At 52.4% G+C, this 19,176-nt stretch carries 20 protein-coding genes and 1 pseudogene; 12 read left to right on the top strand and 9 right to left on the bottom strand.

Annotation, left to right across the window (positions count from 1 at the left end; all coding sequences use genetic code 11):
* Positions 1-11: 11 nt before the first annotated feature.
* From lipB to lipA, 3 genes are all read left to right on the top strand, one after another.
* Positions 12-653 (top strand): lipoyl(octanoyl) transferase LipB, encoded by a 642-nt coding sequence (gene lipB / locus SP99_RS05980; protein ID WP_045286196.1) that lies wholly within the window; start codon positions 12-14, stop codon positions 651-653.
* 292 nt (positions 654-945) lie between these two features.
* Positions 946-1,899, top strand: a complete 954-nt coding sequence (locus SP99_RS05975) for a YbeF family transcriptional regulator (RefSeq protein ID WP_045286197.1) — start codon at positions 946-948, stop codon at positions 1,897-1,899.
* A gap of 207 nt (positions 1,900-2,106) precedes the next feature.
* Positions 2,107-3,072, top strand: coding sequence for a lipoyl synthase (lipA, locus tag SP99_RS05970; protein ID WP_024907012.1), 966 nt, complete (start codon positions 2,107-2,109; stop codon positions 3,070-3,072).
* Between the two features lie 82 nt (positions 3,073-3,154).
* Here the strand turns inward: lipA and tatE are convergent, their stop codons facing one another.
* Complete coding sequence (gene tatE, locus SP99_RS05965; RefSeq protein ID WP_025756331.1) at positions 3,155-3,358, bottom strand: twin-arginine translocase subunit TatE; 204 nt, start codon at positions 3,356-3,358, stop codon at positions 3,155-3,157.
* 125 nt (positions 3,359-3,483) lie between these two features.
* Complete coding sequence (locus tag SP99_RS05960; RefSeq protein WP_047958018.1) at positions 3,484-4,272, bottom strand: deaminated glutathione amidase; 789 nt, start codon at positions 4,270-4,272, stop codon at positions 3,484-3,486.
* A gap of 67 nt (positions 4,273-4,339) precedes the next feature.
* Here SP99_RS05960 and crcB point away from each other — a divergent pair, with 67 nt between their 5' ends.
* Entirely contained in the window at positions 4,340-4,723 is a 384-nt protein-coding gene (crcB, locus tag SP99_RS05955) for a fluoride efflux transporter CrcB (RefSeq protein ID WP_047958017.1), read from the top strand.
* 219 nt (positions 4,724-4,942) lie between these two features.
* Here the strand turns inward: crcB and cspE are convergent, their stop codons facing one another.
* Positions 4,943-5,152: a transcription antiterminator/RNA stability regulator CspE gene (cspE, locus tag SP99_RS05950; protein ID WP_002439184.1), complete on the bottom strand. Its 210-nt coding sequence runs from the start codon at positions 5,150-5,152 to the stop codon at positions 4,943-4,945.
* Positions 5,153-5,342: 190 nt separating this feature from the next.
* A complete protein-coding gene (gene pagP, locus SP99_RS05945; protein WP_047958016.1) occupies positions 5,343-5,960 on the bottom strand; it encodes a lipid IV(A) palmitoyltransferase PagP in 618 nt (205 codons plus the stop codon).
* Between the two features lie 393 nt (positions 5,961-6,353).
* Here pagP and dcuC point away from each other — a divergent pair, with 393 nt between their 5' ends.
* On the top strand, positions 6,354-7,721 hold the full coding sequence (gene dcuC, locus SP99_RS05940) for an anaerobic C4-dicarboxylate transporter DcuC (protein ID WP_045286223.1): 1,368 nt from the start codon (positions 6,354-6,356) through the stop codon (positions 7,719-7,721).
* 94 nt (positions 7,722-7,815) lie between these two features.
* On the top strand, positions 7,816-8,625 hold the full coding sequence (gene rna, locus SP99_RS05935; protein ID WP_047958015.1) for a ribonuclease I: 810 nt from the start codon (positions 7,816-7,818) through the stop codon (positions 8,623-8,625).
* Here the strand turns inward: rna and SP99_RS05930 are convergent.
* The gene (locus tag SP99_RS05930; protein WP_025756325.1) at positions 8,619-9,236 is read right to left on the bottom strand and encodes a flavin reductase family protein; all 618 of its coding nucleotides are present in this window, start codon (positions 9,234-9,236) and stop codon (positions 8,619-8,621) included. The two genes, rna and SP99_RS05930, sit on opposite strands and share 7 nt — an antisense overlap.
* A 259-nt stretch (positions 9,237-9,495) precedes the next feature.
* On the opposite strand from SP99_RS05930, the gene rnk reads away from it, so the two are divergent.
* Together rnk and yldA are read left to right on the top strand one after the other, a co-directional pair.
* Positions 9,496-9,906, top strand: a complete 411-nt coding sequence (gene rnk, locus SP99_RS05925; protein ID WP_025756324.1) for a nucleoside diphosphate kinase regulator — start codon at positions 9,496-9,498, stop codon at positions 9,904-9,906.
* Between the two features lie 139 nt (positions 9,907-10,045).
* Positions 10,046-10,135 (top strand): small membrane protein YldA, encoded by a 90-nt coding sequence (gene yldA / locus SP99_RS25240; protein ID WP_008501020.1) that lies wholly within the window; start codon positions 10,046-10,048, stop codon positions 10,133-10,135.
* A gap of 10 nt (positions 10,136-10,145) precedes the next feature.
* On the opposite strand, the pseudogene SP99_RS05920 reads toward yldA, so the two are convergent.
* Positions 10,146-11,384 (bottom strand): annotated as a pseudogene (locus tag SP99_RS05920) (zinc-dependent alcohol dehydrogenase).
* Positions 11,385-11,564: 180 nt separating this feature from the next.
* Between SP99_RS05920 and uspG the strand changes: the two are divergent.
* Entirely contained in the window at positions 11,565-11,993 is a 429-nt protein-coding gene (uspG, locus tag SP99_RS05915) for a universal stress protein UspG (RefSeq protein ID WP_025756322.1), read from the top strand.
* Positions 11,994-12,048: 55 nt separating this feature from the next.
* On the opposite strand, the gene ahpF is transcribed toward uspG, so the two are convergent.
* Both ahpF and ahpC read right to left on the bottom strand, forming a co-directional pair.
* A complete protein-coding gene (gene ahpF / locus SP99_RS05910) occupies positions 12,049-13,614 on the bottom strand; it encodes an alkyl hydroperoxide reductase subunit F (RefSeq protein ID WP_047958013.1) in 1,566 nt (521 codons plus the stop codon).
* A gap of 188 nt (positions 13,615-13,802) precedes the next feature.
* Positions 13,803-14,366 carry an alkyl hydroperoxide reductase subunit C gene (ahpC, locus tag SP99_RS05905; protein WP_008501015.1) on the bottom strand — a complete coding sequence of 188 codons (564 nt, stop codon included), beginning with the start codon at positions 14,364-14,366 and terminating at the stop codon, positions 13,803-13,805.
* 637 nt (positions 14,367-15,003) lie between these two features.
* Between ahpC and citR the strand changes: the two genes are divergently transcribed.
* The 3 genes from citR to SP99_RS05890 all read left to right on the top strand — a co-directional run bounded on the left by citR (position 15,004) and on the right by SP99_RS05890 (position 17,911).
* Complete coding sequence (citR, locus tag SP99_RS05900; protein ID WP_025756320.1) at positions 15,004-15,903, top strand: DNA-binding transcriptional repressor CitR; 900 nt, start codon at positions 15,004-15,006, stop codon at positions 15,901-15,903.
* Positions 15,904-16,076: 173 nt separating this feature from the next.
* Complete coding sequence (locus SP99_RS05895; RefSeq protein ID WP_047958012.1) at positions 16,077-17,300, top strand: phosphoadenosine phosphosulfate reductase; 1,224 nt, start codon at positions 16,077-16,079, stop codon at positions 17,298-17,300.
* Positions 17,285-17,911 carry an IbrB-like domain-containing protein gene (locus SP99_RS05890; RefSeq protein ID WP_047958011.1) on the top strand — a complete coding sequence of 209 codons (627 nt, stop codon included), beginning with the start codon at positions 17,285-17,287 and terminating at the stop codon, positions 17,909-17,911. The genes SP99_RS05895 and SP99_RS05890 overlap by 16 nt, the downstream gene beginning before the upstream one ends.
* On the opposite strand, the gene SP99_RS05885 is transcribed toward SP99_RS05890, so the two are convergent.
* Positions 17,912-19,072, bottom strand: a complete 1,161-nt coding sequence (locus tag SP99_RS05885; protein ID WP_047958010.1) for a pyridoxal phosphate-dependent aminotransferase — start codon at positions 19,070-19,072, stop codon at positions 17,912-17,914. It abuts the gene before it with no gap.
* Positions 19,073-19,176: the final 104 nt, after the last annotated feature.

Below are 19,176 nucleotides of genomic sequence, written 5' to 3'. Positions count from 1 at the left end.
GAGACGCTGTTTTGTATCAGGATAAAATTCTGGTCCGACACCTCGGGCTGCAACCTTATGAGCCTGTCTCCCAGGCTATGCATGACTTCACCGATTCACGCGATGAGAGCACCCCGGACGAGATCTGGCTGGTCGAACACCTGCCAGTCTTTACGCAGGGTCAGGCGGGAAAAGCGGAACATTTATTGATGACGGGAGACATCCCGGTGATTCAGAGCGATCGCGGCGGGCAGGTCACTTACCACGGACCCGGACAGCAGGTAATGTACGTCCTGCTTAATCTGAAGCGCAGAAAACTGGGCGTGCGTGAACTGGTTACTCTACTGGAACAAACTGTCGTCAATACGCTGGCGGAATATGGTATCGATGCGCATCCACGCGCCGATGCACCAGGCGTTTACGTCGGGGAAATGAAGATCTGCTCTCTGGGGCTGCGAATTCGTAAAGGCTGCTCCTTCCACGGCCTGGCATTGAATATTAATATGGATCTCACCCCTTTCCAGCGCATAAACCCCTGCGGCTACGCCGGCATGGAGATGACGCAAATGCGCCAGTGGGTCGATACCGCTACGCCAGACACTATTCGTCCTGTGCTTTTGAAGAACGTGTTAGCACTACTTAACAATCCCCCGCACGAATATATCCCTGCTTAATATATCATACAACATGGCTCGCTAATTTGACGGGCCACTGTTTATTTACCGCTTTTGCGCTTTACAATAAACCACAGATTCTATATTTTCGAAGCGCCCGAATATTGCCGTTACATATTATTTAGCTTCCCTCAAACGTGACAAACAGGGTCTAAGTAACATGAGTGATAATCACACAACTGTTTGATTTTTGATAAAGAAGTGAAACAAAACCAACACTTTACGAATCTCTACAAGCATAATAAATAAATTCAACTATCATTCATATTGTGAATGTATACGGAGTAAAAGCGTGGAGTATAATAATTTACCAGCCAAACGCCTGAATGACCCTGGTGGCGAAGACAAGCCGCAAATTTTTCGGACTTTACGTAATATTGATCTCAATTTACTGACTATTTTTGAGGCAGTATATGTCCATAAGGGTATCGTTAACGCTGCGAAAATTCTTAATCTCACGCCATCAGCAATAAGCCAGTCCATTCAAAAGCTGCGCGCTATATTTCCCGACCCGTTATTTATCCGTAAGGGCCAGGGAGTGACGCCGACGGCCTACGCCACGCACCTCCATGAGTTCATCAGCCAGGGGCTGGAATCCATTCTGGGCGCGCTGGATTTAACCGGCAGCTACGATAAGCAGCGCACCATTACCATCGGCTGTTCCCCTTCCGTGGGCGTTCTGGTGATGCCTGCAATTTATCAGGCCGTGAAAGAGCATGCTCCGCAGCTTCTGCTGCGCAACGTGCCTCTTAGTGAGCCTGATATTCAGCTTGCCCAGTTCCAGACGGACCTGATTATTGAAAGCGGCAGTTTCAGTGCCAGAGCGCTGGGGCAAAATGTGCTTTATGCGGATAATCTGGTTCTGGTGTGTCGCCAGCAGCATCCCGCGCTCAGCGAACCGCTGACCCTTGAAAACCTGCGCAACTATGACCACTCGTCTTTCATGACCGAAGGACAGGCGAATCATGCTCTGCGCCAGCGTATTGATGAAATTTTCCCGGAACGCCAGATCAGTTTCAGCAGTTACAATATGTTCACTACCGCATCCCTGATCGGCAGCAGCGATATGCTATGCATTATGCCGGCACGTCTGTACAACCTGCTGCGCAAATGCTGGCCGCTGGAAAGTATCCCACTCAGCCAGCTTAATGCGGAATCTGTCGAGATTTCACTGCATTACAACAAACTGAGTTTGCGCGATCCGGTCCTGGAAAACGTTATCCGCATTATCCGTCAGGCCTTCTGACCGCTTCAGACAGCACAAGCCCCTGCTGCAGGCAGGGCAAAAGGCACAAAACAACAACTATTTTACAAATTGGCGACCTGGCAGGCTGCTTTAACGCCCCTTTCAATGATATACTGCCTGTCGTTCGTTCAAAAATAGTTGATAAATACAACATTCCCTTGAATTGAAACGCTTTCCTTCGATATTCGCAACTGGAACACGCACGCTATGAGTAAACCCATTGTGATGGAACGCGGTGTTAAATACCGCGATGCCGATAAAATGGCCCTTATCCCGGTTAAAAACGTGGCTACAGAGCGCGAGGCGCTGTTAAGAAAACCGGAATGGATGAAAATCAAACTTCCGGCCGACTCTTCGCGTATCCAGGGGATCAAAGCGGCGATGCGCAAAAATGGCCTTCACTCCGTCTGTGAAGAAGCCTCTTGCCCGAACCTTGCTGAATGTTTCAATCACGGTACCGCGACGTTTATGATTCTGGGTGCTATCTGTACCCGCCGCTGCCCGTTCTGCGACGTAGCCCATGGCCGTCCAGTTGCACCTGATGCTAACGAACCCCAAAAACTGGCGCAGACCATCGCTGATATGGCGCTGCGTTATGTGGTCATTACCTCCGTAGACCGTGACGATCTGCGCGATGGTGGTGCACAGCACTTCGCTGATTGTATTACGGCCATTCGCGAAAAAAGCCCGAACATCAAAATCGAGACGCTGGTGCCTGACTTCCGCGGCCGTATGGATCGTGCGCTGGATATTCTGACCGCCACGCCGCCAGACGTATTTAACCACAACCTGGAGAACGTGCCGCGTCTTTACCGCCAGGTTCGTCCGGGTGCGGATTATAACTGGTCCCTGAAGCTGCTGGAGCGTTTCAAAGAAGCGCATCCGCACATTCCGACCAAATCAGGCCTGATGGTAGGTCTGGGTGAAACCAATGAGGAAATCATCGAGGTAATGCGCGATCTTCGCCGCCACGGTGTAACCATGCTCACCCTGGGCCAGTATCTGCAGCCAAGCCGTCACCACCTGCCGGTACAGCGCTACGTCAGCCCGGACGAGTTTGATGAGATGAAAGCCGAAGCGATGGCGATGGGCTTTACCCACGCGGCGTGCGGCCCGTTTGTTCGCTCCTCTTACCATGCGGACATGCAGGCGAAAGGCGAAGAAGTAAAATAATGCTGTAATATTCATTTACAGTAATACAAAAAAACCGGCCTCATGAGCCGGTTTTTTTTTCGCATGCCCTCAGGCATGGCTGTCACTCTTTGTGAGAAAGCTTGTCTGCCGGGATGTCGTCCTCGGCGCTTTTCTTCGCAGCCGCGTCATCGTCGTTCATCGCTTTCTTAAAGCCTTTGATGGCAGCCCCCAGGTCACCACCCAGCGTGCGTAACTTCTTGGTACCAAACAGCAGGACGACCAGTGCGGCAACCACCAGCAGTTTGGTAATACTAATCTCACCCATAGATACCTTCTTTACTTAAAACAGGCTGCATACAGCGCCAAAACCTGAATCTATTAACGGTCATTTAGCGCGTGCACACAATAGCAATCTGTAACAAGGTGAATCAAGCGTTGTTGAAAAAAACATCACAATAATTGCGGTGGCGCAAACCGACGATTGCGAAGAACAGGTAATTGCTGACGTGCAAGCGCGATTCTGTCTACGTTTATCTCCGCCACCAGCAACTCGGGGGTTTCAGCGGCGGCGGCGATCGTCACCCCCAGCGGATCCACCACCCTGCTTTGCCCGATATTTTTCGTGCCGCATTCGCCTGCTGCAACCACATAGCAGGTCGTATCCAGCGCGCGCGCAGCAAGCAGCGTCGCCCAGTGATGCTCTTTTAACGGCCCTTTGACCCACGCGGCAGGCAATACCAGTACGTCCGCGCCCTGTAACGCCAGATGGAGCGCCAGCTCCGGAAAACGCAGGTCGTAGCAGGTCATCAGCCCAATCTTTACTCCGTCAATCTCCAGCAGCGGGGGAATACGGTCTCCCGGGTCAACCCGCCGGGACTCCTGAACGCTGAAGGCATCATAGAGATGCAGCTTGGCGTAACGTGCGACAATGGCTCCGCCGCGAATCGCCACCAGCGTATTCACCGCCCGACCCGGCATAGAGGGAACATGGATTGTTAAGATCGTCGTCATCGTATTGCCCACGCTCTGAGCGAGCAATTGCTGTAAGAATTCACCGTCCAGCGGCTGCGCGGACTTCACGGATAAATCCGGGTCATTATCATCCCTGGCCAGCAGCGCCTCAGGAAGCACCAGCAGCGACGCGCCTTTCTGTTGGGCCTGCAACATCAGGTCGACGCATTTTTTCGCGTTCGCCTGCCAGTCAGGCGTGACCGCAAATTGTCCTACCGCAACATACATATTTGTCCCCTCATCATAAACGGCGTTAAACTCGCTTCTCTTACACATCAAATAGCAGGTATTAAGCGTGTTACAACTACTTTTAGCCGTTTTTATTGGTGGGGGAACGGGTAGCGTTGCGCGATGGTTTCTGAGTATGCGGTTTAACCCGCTGCATCAGGCGATTCCGATGGGGACGCTTGCCGCGAACCTGATTGGCGCCTTTATCATAGGCATGGGACTGGCCTGGTTTAACCGCATGACGCACATCGACCCAATATGGAAGGTATTGATTACGACAGGTTTCTGCGGCGGCTTAACCACCTTCTCAACCTTCTCTGCAGAAGTGGTGTTTCTCTTTCAGGAAGGTCGTATCGGCTGGGCGCTGGTGAACATCGCCATTAACATGCTGGGCTCCTTTGCGATGACGGGGATCGCATTTTGGCTATTTTCCACTGCAAGTCAGCACTAACAGTCAGCACGTTAATGTTGGCTTAATTTTTCTCTGTCACTCTGAGTGCAATACTGAACGAGGGTGACAGAATGAAACAGAGTCTGATGAGCGCAGGAATGGTGTTGTTGAGCGTGCTGATCGTGGCCAGCTTCCTGAAAATGTATCTGCTTGGCTGATTCAAAACGAAAAAAACCCGCTCAGTGAGCGGGTTTTGAAATTCTTGCTGACGCGTCTGAATTACAGAGCGATTACGTTAGCAGCAGAAGGGCCTTTGGCACCGTTAGTGATTTCGAACTCTACACGCTGACCTTCAGCCAGAGTTTTGAAACCATTAGACTGGATTGCAGAGAAGTGTACGAACACGTCTTTGCTGCCATCTTCAGGAGTAATGAAACCGAATCCTTTGGACTCATTAAACCACTTAACGTTACCTTTAATCTTAGACATCAAAATTACCTTTACATTAAAAAACGACACAAATGCTGTGTCGGTTACCAGTACATCAATTGTGGGACCTTTTGTCCAGCGGATCTTTAATAAAAAGTGACTAAAGTCGCGTTAATTTTCACTGGCAGATTTTTATCGTTTATGAATCAACGCTTGCGCGTTTTTTCACCAACATGTAAAGTTTTTTCAGTTAAAACTGAAAACGCATCCAGGCGAAGTAAACGTTACCGTTGTTGTACGTACCGGGAATGTAGGTCATCTGGAACGTTGCCGGCCCATAGCCAATAGAGGCCAGCGGCAGCAGCACCGGGATCGGAATGTAGTTCCAGTTGTCACGCGCAGTGACCCCGGCGGTATAGCCCAAACCGACGTGGAAGTTCTCGTCTGCTAACGGGCGCCAGGTTTTCTCCCAGCCATAACCGCCAATCGGTTCCCATTTATTAAACGAGTCCTTAAAGGCCATCAGGTAGATGCCGTGCCAGTTGCCCTTTTCATCCCAGCGCGACTGACCAAAACCCGCCCCCCAGGGACGCTCGTTGTATTTATCGGTTTTCTCTTTGTCATAAGCAAAGCGCGCATGCCACGTTATTGCCGGAACATAGAGATCATAATGTTCTGGTGCCGACCATGTCTGGGAAACATTATCTGTAAAGGTTGAGAACCAGCCTTTATCCGTCGCGTTGTCCGCTGCCTGTGCAACAGAAGAAAACGTTAACTGCCCAAAAATAAACAACAAAATAGAGAAAAAAGTATTACGTACGATCACAATGCAATTACCATTCTTAGTATTCGAGGCAAAGTTTACCATAAAATAGTTGAACCAGAACTTAACGGCATCGCTGTTATTCCTAATTATCCGGCCTTTTTTCGGGAATATTCTTAATTAAACCTGTCGGGACGTTCGAATAAGCCCATATTACGTAGGCTTTTTACCTCTTTAACTTCTTAATCAATAACATACTAAACTACACAGGTTATTAACATTTTGTTATCATTATAAAGACATCCTGCGCGATGTCTGACGGTCAAGCCTCTCATGACATAAATGTATGGGCCATGGCAAAAATGCGGTTGTTCCGTTCTCTAGTCGTCTGTTTATTGATTTTAATCAGCAAGAACGGGCCATTTATTCGGCACATTTTCATCCTTCTTATTTTATTGATTTTTTGTGCTCCAGTGCAGCAAAGATACAGGGGAAATCATGCTTACGTTTATCGAACTCCTTATTGGGGTCGTCGTCATTGTCGGTGTCGCACGTTACATCATTAAAGGCTACTCGGCCACGGGCGTATTATTTGTTGGCGGTTTAACACTGCTGATTATCAGCGCCATAATGGGGCATCAGGTATTACCAGCCAGCGCAACCAGTACGGGTTACACCGCCACTGATATTGTTGAATACATTAAGATATTACTCATGAGCCGCGGCGGCGACCTGGGTATGATGATCATGATGCTGTGCGGCTTTGCCGCCTACATGACCCATATCGGTGCCAACGACATGGTCGTTAAACTTGCCTCAAAACCCCTGCAGTACATCAACTCGCCCTATCTGCTGATGGTCGCCGCCTATTTCCTCGCCTGCCTGATGTCGCTGGCCGTGTCGTCGGCTACCGGACTTGGCGTACTGCTCATGGCCACACTGTTCCCGGTCATGGTCAACGTCGGTATCAGCCGTGGCGCGGCAGCGGCAATTTGCGCGTCACCGGCAGCGATAATTCTCTCCCCGACTTCAGGTGATGTTGTGCTGGCAGCAAAGGCAGCGGAAATGTCACTCATCGACTTCGCCTTTAAAACCACGTTGCCGATCTCTATTGTCGCCATTGTGGGAATGGGTATCGCGCATTTCTTCTGGCAGCGCTATCTGGATAAGAAAGAGAACATCAGCCACGAAATGATGGATGTGAGTGAAATCACCACCACCGCACCCGCGTTTTATGCCATTCTGCCCTTCACGCCGATTATCGGGGTACTGATTTTTGACGGCAAATGGGGTCCGCAGCTGCACATCATCACCATTCTGGTGATCTGTATGCTGCTGGCCGCCATGCTGGAATTTGTGCGCGGTTTTAACACGCAAAACGTCTTCTCCGGTCTGGAAGTGGCGTATCGCGGTATGGCGGATGCCTTTGCCGGGGTGGTGATGCTGCTGGTTGCGGCAGGCGTCTTTGCCCAGGGCCTGAGCACAATCGGCTTTATCCAGAGCCTGATCTCCATTGCCACCTCGTTCGGCTCGGCCAGTATTATCCTGATGCTGGTTCTGGTGGTGCTCACCATGCTGGCGGCCATGACCACCGGCTCCGGTAACGCGCCCTTCTACGCTTTTGTGGAGATGATCCCCAAACTGGCTCACTCCTCCGGTATTAACCCGGCGTATCTCTCCATTCCCATGCTGCAGGCGTCAAACCTGGGCCGTACTATCTCTCCGGTGTCGGGCGTGGTCGTCGCCGTTGCCGGGATGGCAAAAATTTCGCCATTCGAAGTGGTCAAACGCACCTCAGTGCCCGTGATTGTTGGGCTGATTATCGTGATTATCGCCACCGAAGTGCTGGTTCCCGGCGCGGCCTAAGCTAAATTACGGCTATCCAGAAAGCGCCTGCGGGCGCTTTTTGTGCTTTAATAACTTCCAGAAATTTATTGTGCTCATTCGATCAGGAAATCATATGTTCAGGAAGGATATCGTTATCCCGTCTGGCGCAATCGCGCTTGCTCTTTGTGTTTTCTCCGCACAGGCCGAACCGCTCAAGGCAACGCAGTATGGCGATTTCGATCGTTATGTGCTGGCGCTCTCCTGGCAAACCGGGTTTTGTCAGAGCATGGTCGAGCGCAACCGTAATGAACCAGAAGAGTGTCGCCTGCAAAAAGAGACCGACAATAAAGTCGATTTTCTGACCGTTCACGGACTCTGGCCAGGCCTGCCGAAATCGATTGCCGCCCGCGGCGTGGATGAACGTCGATGGATGCGCTTTGGCTGCGCCACGCGCCCGATCCCGAACCTGCCGGAAGCGAAGGCCAGCCGCAAATGTGCCGCCGCCGAAACCGGACTGTCGCTGTCCGGTGCCGCAAAGCTTAACAGCGTGATGCCGGGCGCGGGCGGTAATTCCTGCCTGGAGCGTTACGAGTATGCCAAACATGGCGTCTGCTTTGGTTTTGATCCCGATGCCTATTTCGGCACGATGGTGCGGATGAATCAGGAAGTAAAAAGCAGCGCTGTCGGTCAATTCCTCGCCGATAACTACGGGAAAACCGTCAACCGTAGCGACTTTGACCGCGCCGTTGCCAAAAGCTGGGGCAAGGAAAACGTCAAAGCGTTCAAGCTCACCTGCAATGGCAATCCGGCGTATCTGACCGAAATGCAGATTTCACTCAAGGCAGACACCATCAATAACCCGCTGTCTGCGACGTCATTTGCCCCGCAGCCACATCCGGGTAACTGCGGTAAACAATTCGTGGTAGATAAGGCCGGTTACTGACCCGCACCCGGGCGAACCATATCAAACCGGTTTTCATCACTGATGCCATAGTACGCCGTCGGCCCACCCGCACGCAGGATGGGCTGCGCTTTCGCCGTCTGGTAGATCCCCTCTTCCAGCAGCGATTCGGCAATATGGATACCGACCACTTCCCCCAGCACCAGCCAGGTATCAACCGGCGTACCGTCGGCGCCGGTCAGCTGAATGCACTGCGACAGGCGGCACTCAAAATTCACCGGGCTCTCCGCCACGCGCGGCGCCTTAACAAGCTGGCTCGCCGCCGGCGTCAATCCGGAAAAGGTAAACTCATCCCGGTCGTGCGGAAGCATCGCGGACGTTTGGTTCATCGCTTCAGCCAGATCGCGCGTGGCCAGGTTCCAGACAAACTCCCCCGTTTCGGTAATATTACGCACGCTGTCCTTCCAGCCGTTGCTGGAAAAACCAATGATAGGCGGACGATAGTTAAAGCAGTTAAAGAAGCTGTAAGGTGCGAGGTTCAATTGACCGGCCTTATCAGATGAGGAGATCCAGCCGATAGGACGTGGGCCAATAATGGCATTCAGCGGGTCATGCGGCAGGCCGTGCCCCTGAGACGGTTGATAGAAGTACATAGTGCTCTCTCGTTGGTGGGCATGGCGCTTCGCACCAGACCCCGGTTCAGAACGCTCAGCGTAACGCAATCCAGCGGAAAGGAAGACTGAATAAATTTCAACGAAAATTCATATGGACCATGAATGTGACCTTCATCACTTCAAACTTATGCGCTCAGCCAGTATCATCGGGAGAGTTAAACCCTCGCTGCCAGACGGCGAGGGTTTTCTTTTGGATCAGTTTCTGCGTAACACGCAGCATTAACGACATGGAGTAAAAATGTCCAGACCAACCATTATCATTAACGAGCTCGACGCAGAACGTATCGACAGACTGCTGGAAAAAGCAGAATTTGCCTCACTGCCAGTGGCAGACGCCCTGAATGAGGAGCTCGACCGGGCACAAATGTGCACGCCTGAGTCAATGCCCCATGACGTGGTCACCATGAACAGCCAGGTAAAATTCCGCAACCTGACCACCGGTGAAGAGCTGACCCGCACGCTGGTTTACCCGGCGCAGATGACGGACAGCAGCACTCAGCTTTCTGTCCTCGCACCTGTAGGGGCCGCACTGCTGGGGCTGCGCACGGGAGATACCATCCACTGGGAATTACCGGGCGGCGCCTCAACCCATCTGGAAGTCCTGGCGTTACTCTACCAGCCAGAAGCGGCGGGCGATTACCTGCGTTAACCCCCTTCTGAACAAGCGCGCCCCGCGTTGCACAGAGGATGCAGTCGCATCCTCTTTCCGCCAATTCACCCTAATTTCCTATATCGCGCAAAATGGCCTTAATCCACGCTTAATCTGTTTTGGTGCCGCGGGGACGGTCATGAGTGAGATAGGGGTTATCACGCTTATTTTTCTCATTTTTGTAGCGATTATCGTCACGGCGGTGCTTTATCTGGAGCGCCACTGGTAGATGAGTCACCTCACACCACCCCACCCGGAAAGGCATTTACCAGCCCTTTAACCTGCTGTTCCGCCGCCTCGGGCGTTTCGGTGCCAGGAACCAGGATCACCTTCCGGCACTCCTCCTCCCGTTTTTCGAAAATCTTCTAGGCGCGTTCCGCATCCGCAAGGGGGAGATAATGGGTGACGATCTCTTCCGGCGTAAGCAGCCCTTTTTCGATCAGCGGTAACAGTTCGCCCAGCCAGGCGTGAACGTGCGTCTGGCCCATCTTAAACGTCAGCCCCTTATCGAAGGCATCGCCAAACAGGAAGCCATGAATAAACCCGGCGTACACGCCGGGTACGCTGACCACCCCGCCACGGCGAACGGCCGCAATACACTGACGCAACGCTTTCCCGCTGCTGCCTTCAATTTTAAGATTGCTGAGGATCGTTTCCGTGGTGCTGCCTTTCGCTTCGAATCCTACCGCATCAATCACGGCATCAACTCCACGCTGGCCGGCGGTCTGCTCGATGATTTTTTCCGCGGCGTCATTATCTTCATCAAAGTTGATGGGGATGGCACCGTAACGCGCCTCGGCAAATTGCAACCGATACGGGTGGTGATCGATAACAAAGATCTGCTCGGCCCCTAACAGCCGTGCGCAGGCAATGGTCAGTAGCCCCACCGGCCCGGCACCGTAAACCGCCACGCTTGAACCTTTTTCGATCTGCGCATTTTTTGCCGCCTGCCAGGCCGTGGGCAAAATATCCGACAGGAACAGCGCCTTATCATCAGAAAGAAGTTGCGGGACTTTAAACGGCCCGACGTTACCTTTCGGCACGCGCACGTATTCCGCCTGTCCCCCCGGCACGCCGCCGTAGAGATGGCTATAGCCAAACAGCGCTGCCGGCGCGGGGATTTGCTTTTTGTTCAGAGCCGCGCCCTGTCCGGCATTGGTATTCTCACAGGCCGCGTACTGCTGCAAACGACAAAAGAAACAATCTCCGCAGGCGATGACAAAAGGGATCACCACGCGATCGCCCTTCTGCAGCTGCTTCACCTCTGAGCCGCACTCAACAATTTCGCCCATGAATTCGTGACCAAAAATATCGCCGTGCTGCACCTTCGGGATCTTGCCACGGTAGAGATGCAAATCGGAGCCGCAGATCGCCGTGGCCGTAACGCGCAGAATGATATCGTCGGGCTGTTCAATGATGGGATCAGGGACATTCTCGACGCGAACATGGTGCGGACCGTGATACGTAAGTGCTTTCATGCGACCTCCGAAAGGTTCCAGGTAAGTGTATAAGGGTAGCTACCCCTGAAGGTCTGCCCGGGAATAGAGGCCTTTTGAGATTTTTCCTGGCGAGATAAGAAAACTGACGAGGCGCTTACAGAAACCATGACTATTTTGTGGTTGAATGAGTTCAGCGTTTATAAACAAGGAGAAACGGGTATGTATCAGAGAATCATTATGCCGGTTGATGTTTTTGAGATGGAGCTGAGCGACAAGGCCGTACGCCATGCCGAGTTCCTGGCGCAGCAGGACGGTGTCATCCATCTGTTGCACGTGCTGCCAGGCTCCGCCAGCCTGAGCCTTCACCGCTTCGCCGCCGATGTGCGTCGCTTCGAGGAGCACTTGCAGCACGAGGCGGAAACTCGCCTGCAAACCATGGTTGGCCATTTCAGCATCGACCCTTCACGCATCAAAACGCACGTCCGGTTTGGCAGCGTGCGTGATGCGGTAAACGAACTGGCAAACGAACTGAAAGCTGACGTGGTGGTCATCGGTTCGCGTAACCCGTCCATCACCACGCATCTGCTCGGGTCGAACGCCTCCAGCGTGATCCGCCACACGCACATTCCGGTGATGGTTGTCAGATAAAAAAAGAGGCCACCTTCCGGTGGCCTCTTGCTATTGCAGGTGTCGTCTTACTTTTTTATGCGGTTTTGGTGCGAATCAGATAGTCGAATGAACTCAGGGACGCCTTCGCACCTTCGCCAGTGGCGATGATGATCTGTTTATAAGGCACTGTGGTACAGTCGCCGGCCGCAAATACGCCCTTCACGCTGGTCTCACACTTCGCATCAATAATGATTTCGCCCATACGGTTGCGCTCAATCGCCCCTTCCAGCCAGGTGGTGTTTGGCAGCAGGCCAATCTGCACGAAGATTCCCGAAAGCGCTACGCTGTGGACATCGCCACTCACGCGGTCGCGGTATTCCAGACCGGTCACCTTGCTGCCGTCACCTTTCACTTCCGTGGTCTGCGCGTTCAGGATGATGTCGACGTTTTTCAGGCTGCGTACTTTGTCCTGCAGAACCTGGTCGGCTTTCATCTCCGGGGCAAACTCCAGCAGGGTAACGTGTTCCACAATACCCGCCAGGTCGATAGCCGCTTCCACGCCGGAGTTACCGCCGCCGATCACCGCCACGCGTTTCCCTTTGAACAGCGGACCATCGCAGTGCGGGCAGTAGGTCACGCCCTTAGTGCGATACTGATCTTCGCCCGGGACGTTCATGTTGCGCCATTTCGCGCCGGTAGCAATGATAATACTGCGCGCTTTCAGCACCGCGCCGGAGGCGGTTTCAATCTGATGCAAGCCACCTTCAACCGCGGCCGGAACCAGCTTGCTGGCGCTCTGGCTGTCGATCACATCCACTGCATAATCACTGACGTGCGCTTTCAGTGCCCCGGCCAGTTTCTGACCTTCGGTTTTCGGTACTGAGATATAGTTTTCAATGTCCACGGTATCCAGTACCTGACCACCAAAACGTTCGCCCATCAGGCCGGTACGGATCCCTTTACGTGCGGAGTACACCGCCGCCGCCGCGCCCGCCGGGCCAGAACCGACAATCAGGACATCATACGCATCACGCGTGTTCAGCTCTTCGGCAGCACGTTTTTCGGCACCGGTATCCACTTTGGCGACAATTTCCGTCAGGGTCATACGCCCCTGGCCAAACTCCTGCCCATTCAGGAACACTGCCGGAACACCCATCACGTTGCGATCGGTGATTTCGTTCTGGAAAGTACCCCCGTCAATAGCCGTGTGTTTGATGCGCGGGTTCAGAACCGACATCAGGTTCAGCGCCTGCACCACGTCCGGGCAGTTGTGGCAGGAGAGTGAGTAATAGGTCTCAAACTCAAAATCGCCGTCGATATCGCGGATCTGCTCCAGCAGCGCCTGTGCTTCTTTCGACGGATGGCCGCCGGTCCACAGCAGGGCCAGCACCAGCGAGGTAAATTCATGCCCCAGCGGGGAACCGGCAAAGCGCGGCCCTTGATCAGAGCCTGGGTTGGTTATCAGGAAAGAAGGCTTACGGACTGCCAGGGAATTGTCTTCTTTGAACGTCACTTTTGGCGACAGTTCAGCGATCTCTGCCAGCAGTTCCTTGATTTCTGCCGATTTCGCGCTGTCGTCCAGCGTGGCAATCAGCTCAACAGGTTTGGTCAGTTTCTCAAGGTAGGCCTTGAGCTGGGTTTTCATCGTAGTGTCGAGCATTATTCTTCCCTCTCTTAAAACGTCATCATGCAAGCAGCCTTTCTGCGGGCGGCCTGAATGCAACTTGCATCATGGTGCTGGAATGAAATGGGCGCGGGTGCGCCCATTGATTGCCGGGTGGCACTTCGTTTACCCGGCCTACGATACTGCAGGCCTGTGCAAGCACAGCGCCGCCAGGCTTTACAGACTTAGATCTTGCCGACCAGGTCCAGAGATGGCGCCAGGGTCGCTTCGCCTTCTTTCCATTTCGCCGGGCAGACTTCGCCTGGGTGAGAAGCAACATACTGAGCCGCTTTCACTTTACGCAGCAGGTCAGAAGCATCACGGCCGATACCTTCAGCGGTAACTTCGATAGCCTGGATAATGCCCTGCGGGTCAACAACGAAGGTCGCGCGGTCAGCCAGGCCTTCATCTTCACGCATGTTGTCGAAGTTACGGGTCAGGGCGCCAGTCGGGTCACCGATCATCGCGTATTTGATTTTGGCGATGGTTTCAGAGCTGCTGTGCCATGCTTTGTGGGTGAAGTGGGTGTCGGTAGACACTGAGTAAACATCTACGCCCAGCTTCTGCAGTTCGTCGTAGTGATCTGCCACGTCACCCAGTTCAGTCGGGCAAACGAAGGTGAAGTCAGCAGGATAGAAGAAGAACACGCTCCAGCGGCCTTCGGTATCTTTTTCAGTGACTTCAATGAACTCACCGTTTTTGAACGCCTGGTTTTTGAAAGGTTTAATTTTGGTATTAATCAAAGACATCTGTACTTCCTCCGTGTTTTCGTTGAGATGTAAGGTAACCAACTTTATCCATCGGGGCTAATGCGTATGCTTTATCAAATCAATCAGCCAAACCTAACAACCCAATCAAGACAACGTTAAGAACTGAATAAACAAAAGCCCGAAAGTAAAAAGGCCGCCCTGGTGGGCGGCCCTGATACCTGAACTTTCCACAGGAACTTTCAGTGCCAGTAACACTGGCGTTGCGTTGCGCTCTACTTACCTTTATATCAGGATCGTAACAGCCTCCTGATTACAGCACCCGTACTGACCCAGAGCAATGCGCGAAAGGGGTAATCGTATCTATGGCTGTGATAGGTTTTACCAAACGGTCCTTTTCACGCACGCCCCTCTTATCCGGCGTGAAAAATAGAAATGAGTGATATTTACTTGTCGATATATAAACGACACTATTTTTATTCAATTTTATTTGCGTTTTTAAAGATAAAAATATCTTCATCATAATTGAAGTTCTATTTCATTAATCTACGTTCGTGATATATTAAGTTCGCATTCAATAACAATTAAGTTAGTTAACTATCACGGATGGTAAATAGTTAACTTAGTTCTATAGTTATCAGTGATGTGATAACGCAACGCAGCTCACTCAGGATGAAACATGGCAAACCTTTACGACCTTAAAAAATTCGATCTCAACCTGCTGGTCATTTTCGAATGTATCTACCAGCATCTTAGCATCAGCAAGGCAGCAGAAACGCTGTACATTACTCCGTCAGCCGTCAGTCAATCGCTGCAGCGGCTGCGTAACCAGCTCAACGATCCGCTGTTTATCCGTTCGGGGAAAGGAATTACGCCCACCACGGTGGGTGTCAATCTTCACCATCATCTTGAGCAAAACCTCAATCAGCTTGAGCAGACAATCAACATTATGAATGCGTCTGCACTTAAAAAGAATTTTATCGTCTACAGTCCGCAAATCCTGACGACGGAAAACCTGATTACCCCGCTTAAGCTCTTGATGAGACATCATAATTACGAGATAGAGCTTCACGATATGCTGCTGACTGCTGATTCCGCAGAAGACTTGCTGGCGTACCGTAAAGCGGATCTTATTTTTTCTATGGCGCCGGTTAACAACCGTTCCATGGTGTGTGTCCCTTATGCGAGCTATTCGATGGTTATGGTATGCAGTCAGGATCACCCGCGCATGAAAGACGTTGTGACGATGGAAGAACTTCAGGAAGAGAAATTTACGATTTTCCTCAGCGAGGAAGCTGGCGTGAAGAACTACCAGTCACAAGTGGCGAAGGTGCATGCCGAGAAAAACATTGGTTTCCGTTGCGATTCCGTATACACGATCCTCGCCATGATTAGCGCCTCGCATCTCATTGGTTATTTGCCCGAAGTATTATTTGAAAAATACAAAGACGTAATGCGGCTCAAAAGATTGCACGCCCCGATCACGCTTCCCCCTGTGGATGTGTTCATGATTTATAACCGCTCTGCCCTAAACAGCTCGATTTTCTCGACCTTTATTGGACAAGTTGCGGAAATTTAAACACCTCGGGCTGGGGTTAACACAGCCCTTTTCATTTATTAACAGATAATCCTCATTTATAGATAATAAAAACTTTTCTCTTTTTCATTTACCTGCTCCTGTTTTTCACTACTATTATCCTCACACCTTAATTGACACCCATCCGGTATTTATATCCAGGGAGAAGATTGGTTATGTCAATGTATAAATATCCGCTCAATCAAAATGTCCTGGAGGCTGCGGAGGACCGCATAACATGGACGCTTGAGAATCTACCCAGGGTTTGTGTTTCATTTTCAGGTGGGAAAGATTCCACCATTATGCTGCATTTAACGGCCCGCCAGGCCCGCAAAATGGGGAGAAAAATTCATCTGCTTTTTATCGACTGGGAAGCGCAGTTTACCTATACCATTCAGCATGTAAATAATATGCTCGCGCAATACGCCGACGTGATTGAACAATACTGGTGGGTTGCGCTCCCACTCACCACCCAAAATGCCCTGACACAATTCGAGCCAGAATGGCAATGCTGGGAGCCAGGGAAACAGTGGGTGCGCCAGCCGCCTGCAGAGGCGATTACCGATCCGGCTTACTTCGATTTCTACCAGCCAGGCATGACGTTTGAAGCCTTTGTCCGCACCTTTTCCGACTGGTATGCCCAACGACGCCCGGCGGCAATGATGGTCGGTATTCGCGCCGATGAATCCTACAACCGTTTTTTGACCATCGCCAATGCGCGAAAGCAGCGTTTTGCCGATGACAAACCCTGGACCACCGTCGCCCCTGGCGGCCACGCCTGGTATATCTATCCGCTTTATGACTGGAAAACCGCTGATATCTGGACATGGTTTGCCAAAACGGGCGGATGCTATAACCCGCTTTACGACCTGATGTTCCAGGCGGGCGTCCCCCCGCGCTATATGCGCATCTGTGAACCCTTTGGCCCCGAGCAGCGCCAGGGGTTGTGGCTCTATCACGTCGTGGAGCCCGAGCGCTGGGCGGCGATGTGCGAGCGGGTAGCGGGCGTTCACTGCGGTGGCGTCTATGCCGGGCAGGACAATCATTTTTATGGCCACCGCAAAATTCTGAAACCCGACGCGCTCAGCTGGCGGGAATACGCCCTGCTGCTGCTCGACAGCATGCCGCAAATGACGGCGGAACATTACCGCAATAAAATCGCGGTTTATTTACACTGGTATCAGAAGAGAGGCATGGCCGATATTCCCGACACGCAGGAAGGCGATATCGGGGCGAAAGATATTCCGTCCTGGCGACGCGTGTGTAAGGTATTACTCAATAATGACTACTGGTGTCGGGCGCTTTCATTCAGCCCTAATAAACCAAAGCATTATCAGCGTTACAGCGAACGGATAAAGTCAAAACGCAAGGAGTGGGGAATATTATGCAGCAACGATTGATTCAGGAAATTAAACGTTATCTTCAGTCTCTTCCCGAAGACCAACGCATTGAAGCCATCAACGCCTTTCGTCAGGCCATTCATGAAAATAGCCCTTTCCGTGAGCAGCCTGTCGACTGCGTGCTGTGGATTAAACAGGACGATATCACCGCGAACGATTACAACCCCAATAACGTCGCGCCGCCGGAAAAACGGCTGCTCTGCAAATCACTGGAGCTGGACGGTTTCACCCAGCCCATTGTGGTAACGGAAAGCGATACTCAACATTATGAAATCGTCGACGGCTTTCACCGCCACGAAATGGGTTCGAACCGGGCGGTGTTAAAGCGCCAGCTTAAAGGCTACCTGCCCGTCACCTTTCTGCGTAAAGAACGGCAGAAAAAGTTCGACCGGATGGCGGCCACCATTCGCCATAATCGTGCCCGGGGTCGTCACCAGATTAGTGCGATGTCCGACATCGTCCGCGAGCTGGCCCAGCTTGGCTGGGATGACGAGAAAATCAGTCAGGAACTGGGGATGGACAACGACGAGGTCCTGCGCCTCAGGCAAATCAACGGCCTGCTGGAACTCTTTGCAGACCGTCGATACTCCGAAGCCTGGACGGTAAAATAATCAGAGCGCGTTTAGACGTTCTGCCGCCGCCAGCAGCGTCGATTCCTGTTTCGCAAAGCAGAGACGGATCAGCTTATGCGGGAAGGGATCGGCGCAAAATACCGATAACGGGATCGCCGCCACGCCCACCTCTTTGGTCAGCCACTGGCAGAAGCTGACGTCATCCAGATCGGAAACCGCGCTGTAGTCAGCCAGCAGGAAATAAGTCCCTTCCGAAGGCAAAATCTCCAGACGGCTTTTACTGAGCGCTGAGACAAACAGATCCCGACGTTCGCGGTAAAAATGCGGTAATTCGAGATAATGTCCGGGCTCAGCGCGCAGCATATCGGCCAGCGCCAGCTGGGCTGGCGTATTCACGGCAAACGTCAGGTACTGGTGCACTTTGCGCAGCTCCGCGCTAATGGCGGCCGGCGCGATGCAGTAGCCCACTTTCCAGCCGGTCATATGATAGGTTTTACCGAATGACGACACGGCGATAGCCCGTTCGCGAAGCTGCGGATGGGCCAGCACGCTGGCGTGCCCTTCCTCTGCAAAGCAGATGTGCTCGTACACTTCATCGCTCAGAACATAAATCTCGCGTTCGGCGATAGCCTGCCACAGCGCGGCGAAATCGGCCTTCTGCCACACGGTCGCCGAGGGATTATGCGGCGTATTCAGGATCACCAGGCGGGTTTTGTCACTCAGCAGCGCAGCGAATGCCTGCCAGTCAGGACGGAAATGCGGTGGCTGTAACGCCACCCGTTTTACCACGCCGCCGGAGAGTTCAACCGCCGGCGCGTAGCTGTCGTAGCTTGGGTCAAAGCAGATCACCTCATCGCCGGTGCGGACCAGCGCCGTGATCGCCGCATACAGCGCTTCGGTAGCCCCTGCCGTCACCGTGATGTCAGTATTTGCATCAGGCTTATGGCCATATAGCTCAGCCGTTTTGTCCGCAATGGCCTCCCGCAGCGCCTGCACGCCGGTCATCGGCGCGTACTGATTCGCCCCTTGTGCGACGTGGTACGCCAGGCGCGCCTGCAAATATGACGGTCCGTCAAAATCCGGGAACCCCTGCGAAAGGTTAATCGCATTGTGCTGCTGCGCCAGGGCGCTCATCTGCGTAAAGATGGTTGTCCCCAGTTGAGGAAGCTTACTCTGCGGAATCAATGCGTTAGTGCTCATTGTGTTGTGCCTGCTTGTAATACTTATGTTGCCGCCACTATAACACGATGTTAGTCTTTGGCAATCAAGACGCTTAGACGTCTATATGCTATTCATATTCCTGT

The sequence above is a fragment of the Enterobacter sp. BIDMC92 genome (genome assembly GCF_001030225.1).
Taxonomy (GTDB): Bacteria; Pseudomonadota; Gammaproteobacteria; order Enterobacterales; family Enterobacteriaceae; genus Enterobacter; species Enterobacter sichuanensis.
Note: the sequence above shows the minus strand (reverse complement) of the source record. Positions and strands in the feature narration are given on the sequence as shown.

What these genes read in the sequence shown, in the direction of transcription:
- lipA (WP_024907012.1), top strand. Translation starts at nt 2,107, where the DNA reads ATGAGTAAACCCATTGTGATGGAACGCGGTGTTAAATACCGCGATGCC.
- tatE (WP_025756331.1), bottom strand. Translation starts at nt 3,358, where the DNA reads ATGGGTGAGATTAGTATTACCAAACTGCTGGTGGTTGCCGCACTGGTC.
- SP99_RS05960 (WP_047958018.1), bottom strand. Translation starts at nt 4,272, where the DNA reads ATGTATGTTGCGGTAGGACAATTTGCGGTCACGCCTGACTGGCAGGCG.
- cspE (WP_002439184.1), bottom strand. Translation starts at nt 5,152, where the DNA reads ATGTCTAAGATTAAAGGTAACGTTAAGTGGTTTAATGAGTCCAAAGGA.
- pagP (WP_047958016.1), bottom strand. Translation starts at nt 5,960, where the DNA reads ATGGTAAACTTTGCCTCGAATACTAAGAATGGTAATTGCATTGTGATC.
- dcuC (WP_045286223.1), top strand. Translation starts at nt 6,354, where the DNA reads ATGCTTACGTTTATCGAACTCCTTATTGGGGTCGTCGTCATTGTCGGT.
- rna (WP_047958015.1), top strand. Translation starts at nt 7,816, where the DNA reads ATGTTCAGGAAGGATATCGTTATCCCGTCTGGCGCAATCGCGCTTGCT.
- SP99_RS05930 (WP_025756325.1), bottom strand. Translation starts at nt 9,236, where the DNA reads ATGTACTTCTATCAACCGTCTCAGGGGCACGGCCTGCCGCATGACCCG.
- rnk (WP_025756324.1), top strand. Translation starts at nt 9,496, where the DNA reads ATGTCCAGACCAACCATTATCATTAACGAGCTCGACGCAGAACGTATC.
- yldA (WP_008501020.1), top strand. Translation starts at nt 10,046, where the DNA reads ATGAGTGAGATAGGGGTTATCACGCTTATTTTTCTCATTTTTGTAGCG.
- uspG (WP_025756322.1), top strand. Translation starts at nt 11,565, where the DNA reads ATGTATCAGAGAATCATTATGCCGGTTGATGTTTTTGAGATGGAGCTG.
- ahpF (WP_047958013.1), bottom strand. Translation starts at nt 13,614, where the DNA reads ATGCTCGACACTACGATGAAAACCCAGCTCAAGGCCTACCTTGAGAAA.
- ahpC (WP_008501015.1), bottom strand. Translation starts at nt 14,366, where the DNA reads ATGTCTTTGATTAATACCAAAATTAAACCTTTCAAAAACCAGGCGTTC.
- citR (WP_025756320.1), top strand. Translation starts at nt 15,004, where the DNA reads ATGGCAAACCTTTACGACCTTAAAAAATTCGATCTCAACCTGCTGGTC.
- SP99_RS05895 (WP_047958012.1), top strand. Translation starts at nt 16,077, where the DNA reads ATGTCAATGTATAAATATCCGCTCAATCAAAATGTCCTGGAGGCTGCG.
- SP99_RS05890 (WP_047958011.1), top strand. Translation starts at nt 17,285, where the DNA reads ATGCAGCAACGATTGATTCAGGAAATTAAACGTTATCTTCAGTCTCTT.
- SP99_RS05885 (WP_047958010.1), bottom strand. Translation starts at nt 19,072, where the DNA reads ATGAGCACTAACGCATTGATTCCGCAGAGTAAGCTTCCTCAACTGGGG.